This is a genomic window from Psychrobacter pasteurii (assembly GCF_900162815.1).
In the GTDB taxonomy this organism is placed as follows: Bacteria; Pseudomonadota; Gammaproteobacteria; order Pseudomonadales; family Moraxellaceae; genus Psychrobacter; species Psychrobacter pasteurii.
In genome coordinates, this window is the sequence record NZ_FUGD01000108.1 from 1 (window position 1) to 21,814 (window position 21,814).

The window sequence follows — 21,814 nt, forward strand, 5'->3', positions numbered from 1 at the left end:
TATTCGATAGCTACAACCTAAGCCTATATCAAATCAACACGCTTGAGATAGTACAAGACAGTCGTAATCGTTGGTATGCGTGTATCACTGTTAAAGACTTTCCTAAGCAAGTAAGTGGTAAGGGCAGCGTTGGTATTGACTTAGGTTTAAAAGAGTCTGCAACCACCTCAAATGGCGACAAGCTAACTATTAAGCAAACGCAAAAATGGGCGAATAAATTAGCAGTAGCCCAGCGTGCTAAGAATAAAAAACGTGTAAAAGCAATCCACGCTAAAATTAAAAATACAAGATTAGACTTAATTCATAAATTTACCACAAAGCTAGTGCAGAGCAATGCCTTGATTGTGGTTGGTGATGTTAAATCACGCTCATTTACCAATTCAATGACCAACCTAGCTAAATCAACATACGATGCCGGTTGGTTTGAACTTAAACGACAACTGGAATATAAATGCAAGAATGCAGGTTGTCAGTTTGAGATCGTAAATGAGAGTTACACTACCCAGACTTGCTCGTGCTGCCTTGAAATAAGTGACAGTAGTCCAAAAGGTAGAGCAGGTTTGCGAATAAGAGGATGGACTTGTGCTGAGTGTGGCACATGGCATGATAGAGATATCAATGCTGCTAAGAACATCCTTGCGGTCGGGCTTGACCGTCTAGCTGTAGGAATCCCCTCGGTTTAGCGAGGGGAGGAAGTCAATCCAGTAGATAAGATGTCGCAGTCAGGCTATGGCGTGTTTGTTGATCAAGTGGCCGTAAAATCCGTCAAATAAACAAAGAATTAGCTCATCGGTCCAGTGCTCATTCAAAGCGATATAAGAAATACAAGAAACTGATTTATGAATTTGTCCTTTAAACGTTTACAAACCGACTCACTGCTAGTGTTGTCGGTCTTTATTGTTGCTTCTTGCGGCTTAGCTTATGAGCTGATTGCCGGAGCGCTGGCAAGTTATGTGCTAGGCGACTCGGTGTTACAGTTTTCTACCATTATCGGCACCTATCTGTTTGCAATGGGTATCGGCTCACATCTGTCTAAGTATGTTCCAGAGGACAAGGTATTACAGCGCTTTATCGAGATTGAGGTGTTGGTTGGATTGATCGGTGGCTTATCTGCCATTGGGTTATTTCTGGCCTTTGCTTGGCTACCAACTTTTAAGACCATTTTATATGCACTGGTGGTGTGTATCGGTACTTTGGTGGGTATGGAAATCCCCTTGGTAATGCGAATTTTCAACTCACAAAAACAAGCCTTCCATGAGCTGGTGAGCCGAGTACTTACCTTTGACTATCTGGGAGCTTTAGCGGTCTCCTTGCTGTTTCCTTTGGTGATGGCACCGATGCTTGGTCTGGCCAGATCGGCAGTATTGTTTGGTATATTGAACGTGTTGGTAGCAGGTTGGACGGCTTGGCACTTTTATCCCAAGGTCGCTGTCATTAATACTGAAGGGCTAGATGCCAGTGAACAAAAACAGCAACGCGCAAATCATGCCAAGATAAGAAGTCGATTGATTGTCCGTATCTTGGTGGCAATGGTTTTGCTATTGTCAGGCTTAATTTTTGCCGATCGCTTAGTGGGGTTTTCGGAACAAAAGTTATTTAAAGCCCCAGTTGTTTTTGCCACAAACTCTCCTTATCAGCGCCTAATTGTCACTGAAAAAAGTGGTCATTTGCAGCTATTTTTAAATGGCAATTTGCAGTTTTCTACCCGAGATGAATACCGCTATCATGAAGCTTTGGTGCATCCGATTATGCAAAAGCTTAGCGATAGCACCCGAGCCACTAAACCAGAATTAAAGGTGCTTATCTTAGGCGGCGGGGATGGAATGGCAGCTCGTGAGGTCTTAAAGTATGAAGCAGTCAATGATATTACTTTGGTAGACTTAGATCCTGAAATGACGCAGTTTTTTGCTGAGGCACCGCGGTTTAAAAAACTCAATAATAACTCGTTAAACAGCCCCAAAGTGAGCGTGATAAACGCGGATGCTTATAAGTGGCTTGAGGGGAGTAATGAAGTCTTTGATGCCATTATCATCGATTTACCTGATCCCTCGCACTATAGCTTAGCCAAGCTGTATTCTGAGCCTATGTATCATATGGTTAAAGATCATTTGACCGCAGAAGGGCTGATGGTGGTGCAAGCTACTTCGCCTTATTATGCGCCCAAATCCTTTTGGTCCATTGACAAGACGCTACAGGTTTCAGGGTTTAAAACCACTCCCTATCATGCTTATGTTCCCTCCTTTGGGGAGTGGGGGTTTATCGTGGGTAGTCCGAACACAACCTTTGTTGCTCCCACGCATTATGAGTTGCCAATGGCATTTTTAACCCCCTCTGTGAGCCGTGAGATGTTCACTTTTCCGCCTGATATGCAGCCGATAGAGGTTGAACCTAATACCTTAGATAAGCAAATACTGGTGCATTATTATGTGCAAGATTGGTCCGACGAGTAGCGACTTGAATCAAGTTTTTCAGTGTTATGGCCGAAGGTGTTAATAAAAAAGCAGTAATAAAAATAAGTGAATAGATGAAAAATAGCCTAAGCAGTAAAAACAATCTTAGCCCAGTACCTAGTAGCCCAACAACTGGGAAACATATCTTGGCAGAATTTTGGCAGTGCCAATGTGATCCACAATTATTAACCAGTACCCAGCCTTTGCTCAGCCTGTTAACCCAAGCGGTGGAGCAGGCAGGACTGACTTTAGTAGGCCATGCAGTACATGAGTTCGAGCAATATGAGGCTCAGAACGATAATGAGAGTGATAGCAATTTAAAGCAGCTGAATCAAGACACTGCATCAGCTCAGACCAGTGGTGTGACCTTGACCTTATTACTTGCTGAATCTCACCTATGCTTGCACACTTGGGGCGAGTATCAAACGGTGACGATGGATGTGTATGTCTGTAACGTAGCCAATGAAAATAGCTCAAAAGCCGATGCGTTATTTAATGCCTGTTTGCAGTTATTCCAGCCCAAGCAACATCATGTAAATAGTGTGTCACGCCAGCATCAGATTCCCAACAACTTTCAACACTAAATTATTGAAATTACTCTATTATGTAATAGAGGAGTTATGCGTTGAAATAAACTTAGTAAACAGATTTGCTTAAGTTTAAACGGCAGTGTTAAGCTGTGAGCTATTAAACCCTTTATAAGTACAAAGCTTAGGACACAATACAAGATGCAAAATATTGACAGTTTGCAGACCGAACTACTTTACTACGCCTTCTATTTTGGGGGCAGTGTGGTGATGTTGGTTTTATTTGCCATTATTTATATGGCCATTACCCCTTATGATGAGATTGCGCTTATTCGTAAAGGCTCAGGTGCAGCCGCCCTAAGCTTTGGCGGAACCATTATTGGTTTTTCATTGCCCCTTGCGGCTAGTGCCATTTATAACACTGGTTTTTTGCCCTTTGTCATCTGGAGTGTGGTGGCGATGCTGGTACAAATTGCCGGTTATTTTGTCATGGTAAAAGTCATTGGTAATGTGCCAGAGCATATTAGGCTTAATAATATGGCCGTAGGCGGATTGCTAGGTATAAGTGGCTTGGTGCTGGGTATTATTAACGCTGGTATCTTGTCATAACCCCTTAAGAGTCAAACATAAAAAATTTATACAAATTAATATAAAGGATAAAGATCATGGGTCTTAGAAGTTTTATTAAAAAGCAATTTATCGATGCCATTGAATGGGATTGGCAAGATGACGACGTACTGATGTGGAGGTTTCCTATGGCGGATAATGAAATCCAAAGTGGGGCGTCGTTGACGGTGCGTGATGGCCAAGTCGCGGTATTTATTAACGAAGGTCAAATTGCGGATGTCTTTACTGCTGGCCGTTATGAATTGACCACCGAAACCTTACCAGTGATGACCAACTTAAGAAACTGGCGTATGGGTTTTGACTCTCCTTTTAAGTCAGACGTACTGTTCTTTAGTACTCGTTTGCAACAAGGCCGTAAATGGGGTACCACGCAGCCAGTAACGGTACGTGACTCAGATTTTGGCATGGTTCGTCTACGTGCCTTTGGTATGTATTCGTACAAAATTAATGATGTGACGCAGTTTTATCAGACCATTACCGGTATGAATGACAGCTATCGTGCTGAGCAAATTGAGCCGCAGCTACGAAACCTGATCGTTTCAGACTTAGCCTCCGGTCTGGGTCAAAGCCAAATACCTTTTATTGATTTAGCAGCCAACCAAGGGTTAATGGCTGATGAAGTTAAAAAAGCACTACAACCTGATTTTGCTAAATATGGCTTGTCAGTTGAGTCTTTTGTGGTTGAAAACGTGTCGCTACCAGAAGAACTTCAAAAAACTTTAGACAAGCGTATTTCAATGGGCATGATTGGCGATATGGATGCCTATACCCGTTACCAAGCAGCAGAAGCTATTGAACATGCAGCCAAAAATGAAGGCGGCATGGCAGGTATCGGTGCAGGGCTTGGTGTGGGTATGAATATGGGGCAGGTGATGAGTGAGGCGATGGCGCCAAAAGCTCAGCAGCCACAACAAAACCAACAACCACAACAGGCAGCTCCAGAAGCAGCTCCGGTTGACTTCGCCGCTAAGCTTAGCCAACTAAAAGGGCTACTAGATCAAGGTCTGATTAGCCAAGAAGATTATGACGAAACAAAAATTAAGATTTTAACTCAGCTGTCTCAATGATTGATAAATCCAACCCGTCTTATAAAGGCAATCCGCCTGCGCCCAAGCTACCAAGTAACTTCAATGTTTTGACGTTCACGGCGGCTTGCCCCTCTTGTGGTGCGCCGGTAGAGTTTGCCTCCCCAGGCTCTGTGATGGCAGTATGTGAATACTGTCAGACCACAGTGTTGCGTGAAGGCGATGCACTGGTAGCTCAAGGCAAGCAGTCGCTTACCATTGAGGATTACTCACCACTACAAATCGGCAGTGTCGGTCATGTGGATGGCAGTGACTTTGCCGTAATTGGTCGGGTGCAGCTGCAATATGGTCAAGGCGTGTGGAACGAGTGGTATCTACAGTTTGCTGATGGCCGTATTGGTTGGCTAGCAGAAGCGTTAGGCTTATATAGTTTAACTTTAGGAGAGGGTGAGCAAACCAATCTACCAGCCTATGATGATTTATCGATTAATGACACTATTAGCTTTAATGGAATAAATTATCAGGTCAGTGACAGACGCGATGCCTATGCTATTGCTGGTGAGGGCGAACTACCTTTTGTGGTTGGTCAAGGCTGGCAGACGTGGGTTATTGATGCTCAGTATAAGCGTGAGCGTATTAGCTTAGATTATGCAGAAGAAGGTCCAGATTCTTCCCCGATAGTGCATCAAGGGCAAGCTATAGAGTTTAATGCACTGAATATGCAGCTGCTCAAAGATGACAGGCAGCTAAATGAGCAGGTCAGTGTCAATCAAGCGGGGGCACTCGGTCAAAGCGGCGCATCTGAAAAATCATCAGGCGATGCTATTAAGATTAGCAAAATTGAGTGTCCTAACTGTGGCAGCCCGATACCTTATGTGGCAGGGGCAACTGAATACTTAGTATGTCCTGCGTGTCATAGTGAAAGCAAGCTGACGGGTAGTACTGCTGAGCTGATTGCTATGCACTCGACGATGCAGCACTTTGACAGCAGCTTACCATTAGGGGCAAAAGCTCGTATTCCTGCAGAAGATATTATTGGTGTTAGTGAGTTTGCTTTAACCGATACAGAACAAGCGGCTGCCGCGCAGGGTTATCATGATTATGTGGTCATCGGTATTATGCGCTTACAAGAGGTGGGAGAATTTGCCTCTTGGACGGAGTATCTACTCTACAGCTTAACAGATGGCTTCTTATGGTTGTCTGAAGAGTCGCGAGGCTGGTTTGTCGCGCGTGTATTAAGTGAGATGCCGGTCTCTGAACGCGGCGGGCTACATTATGATGATAGGCAGTGGCGCCAAGTTGATAGTGGCTATCGCAATCGAGTAACTTTTGCGATGGGCGCGTTTAACTGGCAAGTTAAAACCAATGATAGCGATCTGTTAATCGACTACACCTCTGGTGATGAGGTGATTACCTCTGAACAGACCGAGCGTGAGATTACCTATACCCATGCTAAGCCCTTGCCTTATAGCAAGCTTGAACAGTGGTTTGGTAGCTACCTTCAGCCTGAAGGTGCGCAAGATGTGCATAGTGGGTTTAGTGGAGAGGGCAGTCTTAAAAAAATGCTCACTTGGCATGCTATCTTGCAAGTTGCAGTATGGCTGCTGGCAGGCGGCTCGATTATCGTCGGTATTATCGGCGCTATTTTAATTTATATTATCTACTTTAGAGCCAGTGAGTCTGAGAAAGCTTATGTGAGTGAAGAGGTAGAAACTGGACCCTTTAATTATCATTCAGCAGGCACTCAAGGACTCTCTGTTGTGGTCATATCCTTGGCGCTGATTGTCAGCTTCATGATGGGCATAGCTTCGACACCTTCACCAACGGGCCCTAATCCTGATGAAGAGTCTGCCACACGAGGTGGTGGGGGTATTATCATTATCCCAGGCGGTATGGGCGGTGGAAATAATAATGGTAGTAGTGGTCGTACTGGGTATAGCTCAGGTGGCGCTCATAAATAAAAACTTAATGGTTGTAAAAAGACCCTGCATTAAATGCAGGGTCTTTTTTGTTTAATACCCAACAACCGCAGCATCCACTTGTCTTGGATCGGTGGCACCGTACTTACCTTTTGGCGTCACCATAATTGACTGGGTCGAGCCCATAGTAGCTTTGGGGCTGATGGTATGGCCCATAGATTCAAGCTTGTTAACTGTGTCTACACTCAAGGCTTTTTCAATACGAATTTCATCAGGCATCCATTGGTCATGGATACGCGGTGCATTAGTGGCTTCAGCGATATTCATATCGTGGTCGATGACATTAGAGATGATTTGAGTAACTGTGGTGATAATACGGCTACCACCTGGACTACCGGTCACGATGTAAGGCTTGCTGTCTTTGAACACAATAGTTGGGCTCATAGATGACAGCGGGCGCTTACTAGCAGCAACGGCATTGGCTTCATTGCCTAGCAGTCCATATGCATTGGCAGTACCCGGCTTAGCTGAGAAGTCATCCATTTCGTTATTTAGTAAAATGCCTGTGCCTTCAGCAACCAAGCCTGTGCCGTAAGAGAAGTTTAGAGTATAGGTATTGGCAACTGCATTGCCGTATTTATCAATAATTGAGAAGTGAGTGGTTTCATCACTTTCATAAGGCACTGGGTTGTCAGGCTTGATTTGGCTGGCAGGTGTGGCTTTATTGGGGTCGATTTTAGCGCGTAGCTTTTGGGCATAAGATTTAGAGGTAATACCCGATAGTGGCACGTCAATAAAGTCCGAATCACCTAAATACTCTGTACGGTCGGCATAAGCCAACTGCATCGCCTCTGACATCAAGTGAATGGTCTGGGCACTATTTTGCCCATAGTCTTTAAGCGGATAGCCTTCTAAGATATTGAGTATCTGCACAATATGAGCACCACCAGAGGAGGGCGGTGGCATTGAAGCAATCTCATAGCCACGATAGGTACCGCGTACTGGCTCACGCATGATGGCCTTGTAGTCTGCAAAATCTTGCATATTCATAATGCCGCCTGCGTCATTAACGGCTTTGACAATTTGCTCAGCAGTTTTACCTTGATAGAAGCCGTCTTTGCCTTGAGACGCAATTAGCTTAAGTGACTTAGCCAGTTCAGGCTGATATAGGCGCTCACCAACCTCGTAAGCGCTGCCATCGGGCTTAAAAAACACCTTAGCGGTGCTTGGCCATTTTTTGAGTCTATTCTCTAGCGCATTTAACGAGTCAGACAGGCCTGGAGTAACCTCAATACCATTTTTAGCCAAATTAATTGCCGGCGCCATGACTTTGTCTAGTGGCATGCTCCCAAACTGTTCAAGAGCAGTGACTAAGCCTGCCACAGTACCAGGTACGCCAACAGCAAGCCCATGATAGCGAGACAGCTCGGAGTCTGCCTCACCATCTGTCCCTAGATACATGTCTTTATGTGCTTTTAGCGGGGCTTTTTCACGGTAATCCAAAGCTACGGTTTTACCTGTCTTGGCATCATAAATCATCATGAAGCCGCCGCCACCAATATTACCGGCTCGTGGTAGTGTGACTGCCAAAGCGAAACCAACGGCAACTGCAGCGTCGACTGCATTACCACCGTCCTTTAAGATTTGTAGACCGATTTCTGAAGCAAGGGCTTCTTGAGAGGCCACCATGCCATTTTTGGCCCAAAGCGGATGATGAATGGCATCGGGTGAAAATATAGCAACGTCTGCTGAAGATTGACTTTGCGTTGCCGCCTGTTGCTGTGATGAACTAAGCGCTTTATAGGTTTTAGTTTCAGATATCTCTAACGGCTTTACTTCAGCGCTGGCCAGCGTGGCCAGACCTAGAGTTAAACTAAGTAAAGTAGTAGCGGTCAGTTTTTTCGCCAATACAGCAGATAGGCCAACCTTTTGATTCCCTTTATTGCTTACCATAGTGCGTCCTCACTTCCTTGTTGAGTGGCCTGGGTTATACCAAATTAATAACTCTTATTTCGTAGGCGTTAGAAACGCTCAACATATTGTTTATATAAAGACTCTGCATGTGACAGCGAGGCTGGGTTGTTCAGCATGGCCTTGATTTTGCTCGCAGATTCTTTGTCACCCGTCAATTTTGACAACACATAGTATCTTTCAAGTGCTACGGGCTGAGTGACTTTTAAATTGGAAATCAGCTTGTAGATTGAGTTTGGTTTGGTGTATTCGGTCTTAAATGAGCCTTGATAATCATTAAAAATAACAAACAGCTGAATATCATCCACCAGCTCTGGATATAGCGTGGCATCTTTGGCTTTTAGAATATTTTTAAGGGTCGAAGATACATCGCTTCTGGCGTTATCAATTGAATAATCAAAGTACTGATAAATAGACTGAGTGTCAGGATTAAAGGCTTTAGCATCTTGCATCAAGCCGTTTAGACCCTGTTTGAAACGATTGATATCAGTGATAACAGCCGTATTAGAATTGGCTTGTGATGCGCCAGTATTTTTAACGCTGGTAAAGATAAGCAGCTGATTATAATCTCTTGCAGCTTCCTTATCGCCAAGTTTTGCGGCAGCCTCTATGTGTGACGCATGCAGTTTCAAATAATCTTGTTTAGATTCTGGTAAGTCATAAGCACCACGCAAAGCATTGCGTAGCAGTTCAGCCATGACCATATGTTCATCGGCTGTTAGCTTACCATTGGTTTGATACTTGTCTTTTAGGGCAACGTATCTATCGATAGAAGGCTGCTTTTCACGTTCAGCAGTACGCTCTTGTATTGCTTTATCAATGGCCATCAATGCTGAGTTACAGCCGCTAACACCCAGAATTGAGACTATTAAAGTTGATAATATAAGCTTCTTTTTCATTGTTTTTTCTTCTTTATTTGAATGAGTTTAATTTGATTTAACGATTCAAGTGCTGTCCCAACTTCAAGCTAGCTGCTAGCTGATAAGCCGTTTGAGCCACATTAGGATAAGCACCTTCAAGTACATTTTCTAGTTTATCAAGTTTTTGAATACTGGGCAGTACAACATCAAAGGGTAAATTGTTAAAATGGTTGTGAGTGTCCGTATCACGGTCAACGCTACCACAAATAGCGATAACAGGCAGGCTTGGGCTGATAGACTTGGCTCGTAATGCCACACCACTGGCGACTTTACCCATAGCCGTTTGGGCATCAAGTTTACCTTCCCCAGTAATAACCAAGTCAGCACTGGCTAGATGTTGCTCTAGTTGAACCACTTCAGCAATCGTATCAAAACCTGATTTTAGTTCGGCTTGGCAAAAAGCCATAAGCGCAAATCCTAAGCCACCTGCTGCACCTGCACCCTCAACATTGTCACAGTTTGCGTTGATATTGTGAGTACCAGTTGCGCTAACAGTTGCAGAACCAGTGACAGCGGCAAAATGAGCTAATGCTGTATCTAAAGTGAGTAAATCGTCAGAAGAGGCGCCTTTTTGAGGCCCAAACACATGACTGGCGCCAGTAGGGCCACACAGTGGGCTGGTCACATCACAAGCCACGGTAATCTTAACCGTTGACAGTAAATCTTTTAAAGGTGAGGCGTCGATACTATGAGTATCAATAAGACTCGCACCGCCTGCGCTTAGCAGATTGCCGTTCGCGTCAGATATTTTGACTCCTAATGCTTGCAACATGCCAGCACCTGCGTCATTGGTTGCGCTACCACCAAGGCCGATAAGCATTTGGCTGGCGCCTTTACTAATGGCATCGGCTATCATTTCACCGACACCATAGGTAGATGTGATCAAAGGATTGCGTTCAGTTGGTGCCAATAAATGCAATCCACAGGCTTCTGCGACTTCAATAATCGCCAAGCCATCATGCGTTAAGAAGTATTTGGCGGTGACAGGGCGCATTAACGGATCATGCACCTTAATTTGCTGCCAATCACCGTCTAATACATAGGATAAGACACTTGAGGTGCCTTCACCGCCATCAGCGAGTGGCAATAAGTGGTATTCGGCATTAGGATAAACCTGACTAAAGCCTTCTTTGATAGCGTTACAGACATCAATAGCGTCTAGGCTTTCTTTAAAGGAGTCTGGTGCGATTAGAATATTCATCATGAACCTAAAAGTAGTAAAAAATAACCCCAAAATCATACTTAGCATCTAAAGTAGGTTTGCGATTTATCGCTAACAGACATTAGAGCTAAGCTGAGATTGGGGCAAAAATTTATAAGAATACGAGTGTTAATAACCAAATAAAGATAATACTGGTCACGCCTTGAATGCCTGTGGCTACCGAGTGTGCTTTATAGGCCTGGGAGACACTCATGCGACTAAATTGGCTAACAATCCAAAAGAAACTGTCATTTGCATGAGAGATAGTCATCGCCCCTGCACCAATTGCCATCACAGTAAATACACGGCCAAGCTCGCTGTCTAAACCAATTTGGCTCAATAAAGGGGCCACCATAGCTGAAGTAGTGACCAATGCAACTGTGGTTGAACCTTGAGCGGTCTTTAGGGCTGCTGATACTATAAATGGCATGAATATGCCTAAACCTAGACCAGATAAAGTCGTACCTAAATAATCACCAATAGGGGTTGCTTTTAGCATTGCGCCAAAAGCGCCACCTGCACCAGTAATTAGTAGGATGGGTGCCGCAATAACCAAGCCTTCCGAAATAGAAGTGCTAACACGCTCTGTCTTATTATCACCTTTGATGAGTAAAAAGGATAAAAATAATCCGATTAATAGAGCGGTTAAAGGGTTGCCTAGAAAGATAATGATATCAACTAAAGCACTATCTCCCAGTGGGTCAGTTGGGAAGTTAGCTACCGATGATAAGCAAATCAAAACAATAGGAACAATGATGGGCATAAACGCCATTGATGCTGATGGCATATGCGGATAATCAGCGCGCGTTTTTTGATTTTCAGGTAAGATTGATTCGATAGCATCTACTGAGTTTGTATTATCAGGCTCAACATTTAAAAAGCGGTTAGACCACCACCAGCCAGCCATGACAGCAATAAAGGTTACCACAACGCCAACCATAATAACTAAGCCAAGATTCGACTCAAGGCCTAAGTTACCTGCAGCAGCGATGGGGCCTGGAGTAGGGGGTACGAAGGTATGAGTAGCATATAGACCAGTTGCTAATGCAACACTCATGGCGACACTTGATACCTTCATGCTCTTAGCAAGTGACTCTTTTAAGGAGTTTAAAATAACAAATCCTGAATCACAAAATACAGGAATAGACACAACCGCACCCACGATAGACATCGTTAGTGTAGGAAAGCGCTTACCTATAAGATTGATAACGGATTCAGCCATGACAATCGCTGCCCCCGTTTTTTCTAGAATGAGTCCAATAATAGTACCAAAGACAATGACTAAGCCAATATAGCCTAAGATGCCACCAAAGCCATCTGAGATGATTTTTGCAACATCAGCAATCGGTACTTGATAAAACAGAGCCACCAAAAACGCCGATAGAATCAATACTAAAAATGGATGCCACTTTAGCTTTGCAGTGGTTAGGATGATAAAAATAATAGTCAGTAACAACCAGAATATAATCATGGTTTTCCCCAAATAGATAGGCTAGCGCTTATGGTTAGTCATGTTAAGTTGATATTTAAAAATTTGTTGTGTAATGATTTTTATATACAGATTTTATTACTTACTCAGCTGAACCCTCACTTTCAGTCTCACTATCCTGACTAGTCTCATCTTCCGCAACCTCTTCATCAAAAGCGGCGTCAAGCGCTTGCTGAACCGCTTCAATACGTGCTTGGCACACTTTATAAGCGGCGATAGACTGCTCAACCGTATTCATCAGATTATCGATGTCAGGCTCATTTGAGTTTTGTAATTCTTCGGCATTTGTTTTTAGAATTTGATACGCATCTTTGAATGTTTTTGGTGCGGCTTTTTTACGAGTACGTGTGGCCATAATAGAATCCTTATAATCAATAAAGTGAACAAATTTGAGAAAGTAAGTTAAAGGTCAATATAAAAGCAAATCAGGATGCAGATAGCATTTAACTCTGGTCTGTTTCGGTAGAGTCTGTGTCAGCAGTTGAATGTTTATCGACATCATAAACCACTGCGCTGAGCTCACCGTCGCTCATGGCAACTTTGATAAAGTCACCTTTTTCGACGCTAGCGACTGACTTGAGATATTTATCTTCTGAGTCTTGAACAAAGGCATAACCTTGATCAAGCAGGCGGGCGGGGTTTTGAATTAAGACCACTTGCTGATAATAGCGCACTTGTTGGGCAGCGTCAGATAGCAGCTTGCGACTGCTTTCTTTGGTGGTTTGTTGTAGGGTGTCAATCGATGCGCTGGCACGTGATAAGTGGCTATAGCTCATTTGCTGAATGCGCTGCATGTTGGATTCGGTTGTCATGCTTGCTTCACGCAATTGGAACTTGGCGTGTTGCTCAATGCTATGAAAGTGGCGGTCACTTAGGTGTTGCCAACGCTGCAAGTTATGGGTGCTTAGACTTTGAATAGATGAAAATTGACGCTCAGTACTCATAGCTGCATGGGTTAGCTGTTGCTGGCTAATACGCTGAATGGCATCGGCATACCCTTGAGTGCGCTGCATCAGGCTGGCAAGATGGTTTACAATACCTGCAATCACCTTTGACGGCGTATCAAAACTGGTGTGTGCAATCTCATCTAAAATAACGCTGTCACGCTCATGACCGATACCGACCCAAACCGGAATAGGCTGTTCGGCAACCAATGCGGCCAATTCATAATCATTCAGGTAGGCTAAGTCACCAACTGCGCCACCACCACGAATAATCACCATCACATCGGGCAGGCGATCGTAGTCTTTTTTGAAGGTCAGCATGCCTTTGGTAATGGCGTGACGTATCTCTTTTGGGGCGTGATTGCCTTGGAATGTGGCATAGTGATAGTGAAAATGACAAGCACCGGTGCGCTGCAATTTATCGGCATCGGCACGGAAGTCGCCAAGTCCAGCGGCTTTTTCGGGGGCAATAACCAGCACATGCTCAATATCAAAAGGGGCAGGGACTTGCTTATTTAAGTTAAGTAAGCCTTCAGCGCTCAAGCGCTCTAACATGGCTGCATATTGGCGAGCCAAATCACCTAAAGTATAACTGGGGTCAATATCATTAATGGTTAATGAAAAACCGTAGAGCGGATGAAAATTTGCTGTCACGTTAAGTAAAACAGTAACGTCACGCTCTAACGCCATACCTGTAGCGCGTTCAAACTTAGCCAATACGCGTGCCGCTTTAAAGCGCCATAAGTTACCTCGGCAACTGGCGATGACTTTGCCGTCGTCATCTTTTTCGGCCAGTTCAAAGTAATAATGCCCGCCCTTGCTGGATAAGTTACGAATCTCCGCTTTAACCCAAACGCTGTGACTAAAGGTTTCTTTTATCACCAGCTCAACCGCTGCCAGATAGTCACTGAGTCTGAGTACCGTATTTTCTAATTCATCGGCTACAGGGTCGATTAACTCATCGCTGTCAAAATTTTCGGCATCAAAGCCTGCACCGTCTGTCGGGAGAGAGTCAAGGCGAGATAAATCTGGCTTAGGCATAGTATCAGTCTGTATCAGGGAGGTGAATTTTATAATTATTATGCTTGTTTGGTAAGCAGAAGGGTATTATAGCCAGTATGACATCAATCTCAACTTTTGGTTGCGGTAAGTTGCTATTATCAATAGATTATATTTGATATGAAAAAGGGGTGGTTATTCTATGATAGAAATTATTAACTTCAGCCAAATTGATAACAAGGAATTGCTAAGACAAGAAATAAAGCCTTTTTTTGCAGATGATAACTATTTAAGTATTAATAAAGAAGCGGTAAAAAAGCGAGGTTGGAGTTATGCGCAGATGGAAAAAGATGTGCGCCAACTATTTGATGAAGACGCTCAAAACCTATCTGGTGCCTTACATAGATTAGGTTGTACGCATGTATATGGCACTCATTTTGATAATATACATAAAGCTAATGATTTTTCAGTTATAAAATTCTCTATAGATTCAGCCATAATAGAGCTAGTACAGACGTCTTCTTTTGAATATCTTATAGACTTAGATGACAGTTTTATTTTTAGTGACTATCCTTTAAAGTTTTTGATTTTGAGACCTGCTTATACCATATCAGCTTATATGTATATATTAGGAGAGGCTGAGTTTGTAGGTGAAGCTTGTGCTGAGTATGGATGGACAATAGCGCATAATGATAAATAGGATATTACCGCATCAGTTTCTTTCAATCTGATATTATTCGAGTTTCAATTATTCGATCGCTTATCTGAAAGCTTATTATGGATATTTTATAAAAAGTTCTACGTTTGAGCTGTGTTATTTTAGGAAGTGGTTACCCAGAGAATCCAGAGTGTTTTATAGTGATTGGGGTGGTAACTTGGGTGTTTGCAGGTAAGCGAGGGTGGCGAGAATGAGGTTTATAAAAGATAATTTGGTCGTATTTTTTGCAGGCTTATTTACAATCATAATGTTAATTGTGGGAGCCTTGTATGCATGCCTACACTATTCAGAATCCAATGGTATTGCCGAAATGGGCGCATTTTTAGCAGGTATTTTTGCACCGATTGCTTGGGTTTGGTTTTTAGCCAGTTACGCTATTCAGAGTAGCGAATTAAAATTACAACGCAAGGAGCTTACCCTGCAACGTAAAGCACTAGAAACTCAAGTCGAGGAATTAAAACATTCTGTACAAGCTCAGCAAGGCTCAGAGTTAGCGCTAAAAGAACAGTCAGAAGCCTTAAAAAAGCAGTTAGAAATTACACTAAAACAATTTGAGCAATATGGGAGTGTTTTAGCAGGGCAGCACCCTAAATTCATACTATACGATCTACCTTTATTACTTTTTCAATGTACAAGAAAAGGAGCCTTTGATGATGATAGTCTGTATATAGAACCTGATTATCCACACGATGACAGGATAGAAAGAGGTGACTCTAAAGACATGACTCAATTTGAATATTGCAATGTAGATTTAATGTTTACACTCAAAAATATAGGAGGTAATTGTTCATTAAAACATATCGTTATCTTAGATCGTAATTCTAACGAGATAAGTGTAACAGCCAATCAAAAAAATGATTATTTCTATATTAATATTCAAGTAGATCAGAGTCTTTATTCAAACATTATCAATTCTGATAAAGTATATGATCTTTTAGATAGTTTATTTTCAAATATGCAGTTAAAACTATTTTATAGCTATGGTGAGACTTCTACATCTGATATTTATTTACTATCAAATAATCATGATGGATATACCTTTATTAAAGCTCAGCAATAGTATATATAAACGTTTATAAACAATATAAAACCTGTATCACCACTAATGACCCCGCAAATACAACAAAGTTGCTTAAATCGCAAATTTAGTTAGGTGAAGAATATAAAGGAGCAACAGTCCTTGTTACTCCTTCAAAAATATATTTTGACAAACGCATGCGTTGCATCATTAATCTAAGCTTATCGCTATAGCAGATACGCCATAACGACAGACTATCATGAACCATTAAACAAGCTGACCCATTTTGCCACTGTGATAGTCCTCATAAGCTTGCACGATACGCTCTTCTGTATCCATCACAAACGGGCCATCGAAAATAATATTGTCTTTGATGGTATCACCGCCTAGTAACACCAACTCAACATCGATATCACTTGCCGTCAAAGTGACACTGTCACCCGTAGATAAAACCGCGATAGAATCCGAACCAAGCTTGCGTCCGTCGGGTAAGGCCAGTTGACCTGTCACCACATAAATGCCAAGCTCTTCAGCACTTTTTTCGTCCACATTCAAAGTCACACTTTGATTGGCAAGTAGACGAATATGCGCCAATAAGTTGGTGGTTTGGGTCTGAATAGGACCGTCATAACACTCAAGATGACCTGCAACGACGCGAATAGTAGCCTGACCCTTGTTAAACTCTGGAATTTGATCGCTTTTATATTCTTGATAGCTGGGTTCCATCAGTTTTTTGTCAGCGGGCAAGCTTGTCCATAACTGTAATCCGTGGCGACCACTGGTTGGCTGTTCGGCATGGATAATACCGCGCCCTGCATTAATATATTGGGCATCGAGTGCGTTTAACTCGCCTTTGAGACCTTTGCTGTCACGATGGGCAACGCCGCCTTCAAAAAGATAGCTAATCACCTCAATACCAGCATGTGGGTGAGGTCTATCACCTATACCACGCTTGCTTTGATGGTTGTAATGATCGACAAACACATAGGGTCCAATAGACAATCGATCACGCTGCGGTAGGGCGCGCCATAACAGCATATCGCCATCATCAATGATTTTTTGTGCGGATAGAACATCGGTAATTATTCTTGTTTTATTTTGCATAATTGGCTCTTGTTATTAAATAGATTTAATCAATATATGGTTGCTTGTTTGGTGGTTATCAAGTGCTTTGGCTAAGTATGCTGTATAACCATTGGCAGTGCTCAAGACCTATACTAACGTTTTAGAAGACCTATGCTCACGTTTTAAAAGATAGAATAAAAGCTGTTAAAGCTTGGAATAATTTGCCAGAATCAGGCGAATCTTTGTGCGGATGTGATAAACTTTGATATAACGCCGACTTTAAAACTTGGACGGCGTTGCTGTGTGATTGCGGTATTGTTTTAATTGAAAATTTACAGGATATTTGCCATGAAGTATGTCTCTATACCCTTGATGTGTGGTTTACTGGTATTAGCTGGTTGCAGTGATAATAATGCAGACAGTCAGTCAGATGATGCGGAAACCACGACAGACGTCCAAGTAGTCGGTGAAGAAACAACTGAAAATGATGCTGTAGAAGCATTAGAGAGTGAAGAAGAACAACTGGCTGAAGCTGAAGAAGTTGAGGCAGTAGAAGATGATTGGATGGATGAAGATGAACTCGAAGATGACTACGTCAATCCAAATGCGGGTATACCAAACGTTTGGCGATCAGAGTTTGGTCAAGGTTATAGTGTCTATTCAATCAATGATGCCAAAGGAACTAATCTTAGCATATCGTGCAATGACGCTGCTGGTCAGGAGTATGATCACGCGGTATATTTAGATTATCGAGGCGAGACTTATAGCAATACCAATTCAGAATATCCAGTTTCGCTGTTAGTTGATGATGCCATAGAAGTAGCCGCCCCTGAATCTACCGATTGGCGTAATGGCGCCAATGCTTGGAATGAGCTGGCTGAGAATGTTGCGCAAGCCACTAAGATTGATGCTTACTTACATAATAAAAAAGTCGCCACTTTCACGCCGTCACCAGCCAACGTGGCAAAAGTCGTCAGTGAGCTTGCTAGTTGTCAGGAAATGTTATATCAAGACCAAGATAATTGGTAATTGCTAGCTACAGCGACAACAGCTTAGCTTTAAAATTTTGAATATTTAACTGAGTCGTTGATTTCATATTTGACGACTCACTCTTAAAAAGGTTGGTTTAGAAATACCAGATGAGCATAATCAAAACAAATAAAAAGGACTTTGAAATGATAAACAACTACAACGCCGCCCCGCAAGCCTATAATTTTCCTCTTACCATTAAGCAGCTATTAAACCGTTCAAAAACCACCTCTCAAAATGAAGAAATTGTTTATGCGGATAAAAAACGCATGACATATAGCGAGCTATTTTCGCGTATTGCGAAACTGGCGAACGTGTTGGATGGTCTGAATCTCGAAAAAGGCGACGTGGTTGCGGTTATGGACTGGGACAGTCACCGCTTTTTAGAATCTTATTTTGCGATCCCAATGTCACAATATGTGCTACAGACCGTGAATATTCGATTGTCTCCAGAGAAAGTACTGTACACCATCAACCATGCCAAACCAAAAGTGTTATTGCTAAACTCTGAGTTTGCGCCGATGGTAAAAGACTATCAATTTGAGAACTCATCGATTGAGCATATTATTTGGCTTGATGACAATGGCACCAGCAGTGAAGGGGTGTTTGGGATTAGTCAGGAGCGTTTGTTAGGTGAATATGAAGCACTGCTTGCCGATGCCAGTGATGAGTTTGAATTCCAAGATTTTGATGAAAATACCATTGCGAGCACTTTCTATACCTCAGGTACGACAGGTAATCCGAAGGGTGTTTTCTTTAGTCACCGTCAATTGGTGCTGCATGCCTTAGCAGAGGCGGCGACTTTGGGCGTATTACCACAGAAGCAAGGCTTGGTGCTTGGTGATGTGTATATGCCAATGACACCGATGTTCCACGTGCTGGCGTGGGGATTCCCTTATACCGCAACCATGCTCGGTATGAAGCAGGTCTATCCAGGTCGTTATGCGCCTGATGTGCTGTTGAACTTAATTGAAACTGAGAAGGTGAGTATCACCCACTGTGTGCCGACCATTTTACAGATGCTACTTAAACAAGCAGAAGCGGAAGGTAAGCGCTTTAACGGTCTAAAAATGATTATTGGTGGGTCGCGTTTAACTGAAGGCTTAGCAAAAACAGCGCTTTCAGCAGGTATTGAAGTTTATACCGGTTATGGCATGTCAGAGACCGCACCGCTTATCAGCTTGACTGAATTTAGATCCGACGATCCTGAAATGAGCCTTGAGGAAGAAGCGAAACGCCGTAGCTTGACTGGTAAGCCTGTGATTATGGTAGAGGCGAAAATTTGGGATGGTGACGGTAAAGCGCTGCCGCAAGATGGTAAGCAAACGGGTGAGCTTGTGCTGCGCGCGCCTTGGCTGACTCAAAGTTACTTCAAAAATGCCGATGCCGGTGATGAGCTATGGGTTGGTGGCTATATGCATACCGAAGACATTGCGTTTATGACCGAAGACGGCACGTTAAAAATCACTGACCGCTTAAAAGATGTAATTAAATCGGGTGGTGAGTGGATATCTTCCTTAGAGATTGAGACCATTTTATCGCTGCATCCTGCAGTCGCTGATGTAGCGGTGATTGGGGTGCGTGATGAGAAGTGGGGTGAGCGTCCACTGGCGGCGATTGTATTGAAGCCTAATTGTGAGGATGTGACGGTTGAGGATATCAAAGCCATTGCTGAAAAAGCCGCAGAAAAAGGCATGATTCCTAAGTATGGAGTGCCTGAGCAGTATAAGATTGTGGATGAGTTACCTAAAACCTCAGTTGGTAAACACGACAAAAAAGTCATGCGCGAAATGTATGCTGGTCAGACCACCATTTAAGGCGTTTTTAAATTAAACTGGCTTTATTGTGCTGGTGTTTGAACCCTCAAGTAATATTTAAAAGCCGTGGCAGTGATGCTGCGGCTTTTTGTCTAAATACCGATATGCTAGTATAGCCCCCCCTTATTAAAAATGGGTTTGATAATGGGCAGTTATCAAACTCGATGAGGATTTAGTAATAGAGGTAGTTAAGTTTTTAAGGCTTTAAGGCTTGTATTTATCCTTATGAGCATCATTACTATTATCCTTGTATTGCTTATAAATTATTACTTATAAAGTTATTTAAACTGGGGCAAACATTCACATGCAATCTAATGACAAGAATTCAGTAGCCGAGGGCGCAGCGGCTGCTGATAGTGCAGAAGTATTATTTGAACAAATCCAAATCAAGCAAGGCTTGCTAATCGGTTTGGTCACTTTAAATCGTGAAAAATCACTCAATGCGTTAAGCACCAATATGTGTCAGCTAATTAGCTCGCAGCTAACAGAGTGGGAAAAAGCCGATAACCTTGTGGCAGTCGTCATTCGTGGGGCAGGCGAGCGTGCTTTGTGTGCTGGCGGTGATATCCGTCAGTTGTATCAAGCTAGGCAGCAGTGGGACGGTGAAGGGATAGCGCCGCCTGAAGCGATCGATTTCTTCGCCAGTGAATATCATTTAGACACTCAAATGTATGAGTATCATAAGCCGATTATTATCTGGGGTAGTGGTATCGTTATGGGCGGTGGTATGGGTATACTGAGCAGTAGTAGCCACCGTATCGTGACCGAAACCACACGGGCAGCGATGCCCGAGGTCAATATTGGGCTGTTCCCGGATGCGACCGGCAGCTGGTTTTTACAAAGATTCCCAGCCAAGACCGGTTTGTTTATGGGATTAACTGGTGCGGATGCCAATGCCAATGATGCCTTGCTGTGTAACTTGGCCGATTTTAAAATGAGCAGTCAAGATTTTGATGCCATGCTTCAAAGCTTGTATGATGCCGATTGGAGCGAAGCCTTAGGTCAACCAACTTTAAATAGCCTAAGCAGTAAATTGCATCAAATTGCTACCAAGACGCTCAATCAATTTAGTATTGAGTCGACTAAAAATGTCGAATTTGCACCAAGTAATATCGCCAAATTTATGGTGCCCATTCAGCGCCTAATGAACTGTGGTGGGCTTGGTAAGATTGATGAGATCTTGCAGTCTGATGAAAATATACAAGCTTTTTGCCCAGAGTTTGCCGATAGTGCTTGGTTTCAGGCGGCAGTTGGCAACTATCGCTATGGCTGTCCTGTGACTAAAGCCATTACCTATGAGATGTATCAACGCGCTCATAACTTGTCATTAACTGAAGTCATGGCTCTTGAAACCAATGTAGCCCTACATTGTGTAAACTATCCTGACTTTAGTGAAGGGGTACGTGCTTTATTGGTAGATAAAGACCGCAATCCACAGTGGGGTCGTACGCTCGCTGACTGTCTCGATGTAGAAGGTCAAGCTTACATTCATGAGAATTTTGAAGATTTAGACTAGATCAACAGTCTTATACTAAGTTTAGCGGATCAAATATGAAAATAGCAGTAAGACAGACTTAAGTGTGTCTTACTGTTTTTTAAGGTTTTGATTTTTTTTGGTTAAAATAATCTGTTAGGATAAGGCGGTTACTTTAAAGCGGTTTTATCACCGGTCGCCGTAAAACCACCCCCTGAAGTGCATAGGTATCTACACAAATTTACTAGAGGCATCAGCGAATTCACTTAGTTTGTCAGGGGGATAATGATTTACCAGTTCGGTAAAATTAAGCCACTGGAGCAATCCTGCCATCACAGCAGGTGCGGTTATTGGTTTGCTCCGTTTCATTTGCCGCCCTGAGAGGCGCACTAAAAACAAAGCAAACTCTTGTGACTGTTTATCAGATGCTTGCATAATACGCCACACGAGCGTACAAGCCTGAGAGGCAATTAACAACCGCTTAAAATAAGCGTCTCCACTTTGCTGTAACCAGGACTCTAGCTGAAGTCCTGCACTTTTAAGCAATTTAAAATAAGATTCTACTTGCCAACGCCAATAATACCACTGACTAATATCTGCACCCTTGACGGACGTCTCTTG

18 protein-coding genes and 1 pseudogene are annotated in these 21,814 nt (G+C 43.0%); 11 read left to right on the forward strand and 8 right to left on the reverse strand.

Translation table 11 applies throughout. The features are described from left to right. The 6 genes from A1232T_RS09710 to A1232T_RS09740 form a co-directional block, all read left to right on the forward strand. Positions 1-683, forward strand: a 683-nt coding sequence (locus A1232T_RS09710; protein WP_143513981.1) for an RNA-guided endonuclease InsQ/TnpB family protein, incomplete at its 5' end; no start/stop codon positions are given. Between the two features lie 156 nt (positions 684-839). Next, entirely contained in the window at positions 840-2,450 is a 1,611-nt protein-coding gene (locus A1232T_RS09720) for a polyamine aminopropyltransferase (RefSeq protein ID WP_077449228.1), read from the forward strand. 74 nt (positions 2,451-2,524) lie between these two features. Beyond that, the gene (locus A1232T_RS09725; protein ID WP_077449229.1) at positions 2,525-3,034 is read left to right on the forward strand and encodes an S-adenosylmethionine decarboxylase family protein; all 510 of its coding nucleotides are present in this window, start codon (positions 2,525-2,527) and stop codon (positions 3,032-3,034) included. Positions 3,035-3,178: 144 nt separating this feature from the next. After that, the gene (locus A1232T_RS09730; protein ID WP_077449230.1) at positions 3,179-3,586 is read left to right on the forward strand and encodes a DUF350 domain-containing protein; all 408 of its coding nucleotides are present in this window, start codon (positions 3,179-3,181) and stop codon (positions 3,584-3,586) included. 56 nt (positions 3,587-3,642) lie between these two features. After that, a complete protein-coding gene (locus tag A1232T_RS09735) occupies positions 3,643-4,671 on the forward strand; it encodes an SPFH domain-containing protein (RefSeq protein ID WP_077449231.1) in 1,029 nt (342 codons plus the stop codon). Then, a complete protein-coding gene (locus tag A1232T_RS09740) occupies positions 4,668-6,590 on the forward strand; it encodes a DUF4178 domain-containing protein (protein ID WP_167367064.1) in 1,923 nt (640 codons plus the stop codon). Before A1232T_RS09735 ends, A1232T_RS09740 begins: the two co-directional genes overlap by 4 nt. A gap of 51 nt (positions 6,591-6,641) precedes the next feature. On the opposite strand, the gene ggt is transcribed toward A1232T_RS09740, so the two are convergent. The 6 genes from ggt to xseA form a co-directional block, all read right to left on the reverse strand. After that, on the reverse strand, positions 6,642-8,501 hold the full coding sequence (gene ggt / locus A1232T_RS09745; protein ID WP_077449232.1) for a gamma-glutamyltransferase: 1,860 nt from the start codon (positions 8,499-8,501) through the stop codon (positions 6,642-6,644). 68 nt (positions 8,502-8,569) lie between these two features. After that, complete coding sequence (locus A1232T_RS09750) at positions 8,570-9,418, reverse strand: hypothetical protein (protein ID WP_077449233.1); 849 nt, start codon at positions 9,416-9,418, stop codon at positions 8,570-8,572. Positions 9,419-9,455: 37 nt separating this feature from the next. Continuing rightward, positions 9,456-10,643, reverse strand: a complete 1,188-nt coding sequence (locus tag A1232T_RS09755; protein ID WP_244152447.1) for a glycerate kinase — start codon at positions 10,641-10,643, stop codon at positions 9,456-9,458. A gap of 109 nt (positions 10,644-10,752) precedes the next feature. Next, the gene (locus A1232T_RS09760) at positions 10,753-12,111 is read right to left on the reverse strand and encodes a GntP family permease (RefSeq protein WP_077449235.1); all 1,359 of its coding nucleotides are present in this window, start codon (positions 12,109-12,111) and stop codon (positions 10,753-10,755) included. A 100-nt stretch (positions 12,112-12,211) separates the two neighbouring features. Further along, complete coding sequence (xseB, locus tag A1232T_RS09765; protein WP_077449236.1) at positions 12,212-12,484, reverse strand: exodeoxyribonuclease VII small subunit; 273 nt, start codon at positions 12,482-12,484, stop codon at positions 12,212-12,214. Between the two features lie 88 nt (positions 12,485-12,572). Beyond that, positions 12,573-14,114: an exodeoxyribonuclease VII large subunit gene (xseA, locus tag A1232T_RS09770; RefSeq protein WP_077449237.1), complete on the reverse strand. Its 1,542-nt coding sequence runs from the start codon at positions 14,112-14,114 to the stop codon at positions 12,573-12,575. 160 nt (positions 14,115-14,274) lie between these two features. Between xseA and A1232T_RS09775 the strand changes: the two genes are divergently transcribed. Beyond that, the gene (locus tag A1232T_RS09775) at positions 14,275-14,772 is read left to right on the forward strand and encodes a hypothetical protein (protein WP_077449238.1); all 498 of its coding nucleotides are present in this window, start codon (positions 14,275-14,277) and stop codon (positions 14,770-14,772) included. Positions 14,773-14,980: 208 nt separating this feature from the next. Beyond that, positions 14,981-15,850, forward strand: a complete 870-nt coding sequence (locus tag A1232T_RS09780; protein ID WP_077449239.1) for a hypothetical protein — start codon at positions 14,981-14,983, stop codon at positions 15,848-15,850. 225 nt (positions 15,851-16,075) lie between these two features. Here A1232T_RS09780 and A1232T_RS09785 read toward each other — a convergent pair whose 3' ends face one another. Further along, positions 16,076-16,912 (reverse strand): pirin family protein, encoded by an 837-nt coding sequence (locus A1232T_RS09785; protein ID WP_077449240.1) that lies wholly within the window; start codon positions 16,910-16,912, stop codon positions 16,076-16,078. Between the two features lie 309 nt (positions 16,913-17,221). On the opposite strand from A1232T_RS09785, the gene A1232T_RS09790 reads away from it, so the two are divergent. The 3 genes from A1232T_RS09790 to A1232T_RS09800 all read left to right on the forward strand — a co-directional run bounded on the left by A1232T_RS09790 (position 17,222) and on the right by A1232T_RS09800 (position 21,235). Next, a complete protein-coding gene (locus tag A1232T_RS09790) occupies positions 17,222-17,902 on the forward strand; it encodes a hypothetical protein (protein WP_077449241.1) in 681 nt (226 codons plus the stop codon). Positions 17,903-18,048: 146 nt separating this feature from the next. Next, positions 18,049-19,719 (forward strand): fatty acid--CoA ligase, encoded by a 1,671-nt coding sequence (locus tag A1232T_RS09795; protein WP_077449242.1) that lies wholly within the window; start codon positions 18,049-18,051, stop codon positions 19,717-19,719. Between the two features lie 304 nt (positions 19,720-20,023). Beyond that, positions 20,024-21,235 (forward strand): enoyl-CoA hydratase/isomerase family protein, encoded by a 1,212-nt coding sequence (locus A1232T_RS09800; RefSeq protein WP_077449243.1) that lies wholly within the window; start codon positions 20,024-20,026, stop codon positions 21,233-21,235. A gap of 189 nt (positions 21,236-21,424) precedes the next feature. Here the strand turns inward: A1232T_RS09800 and A1232T_RS09805 are convergent. After that, positions 21,425-21,814 (reverse strand): annotated as a pseudogene (locus A1232T_RS09805) (transposase); the annotation flags it as partial.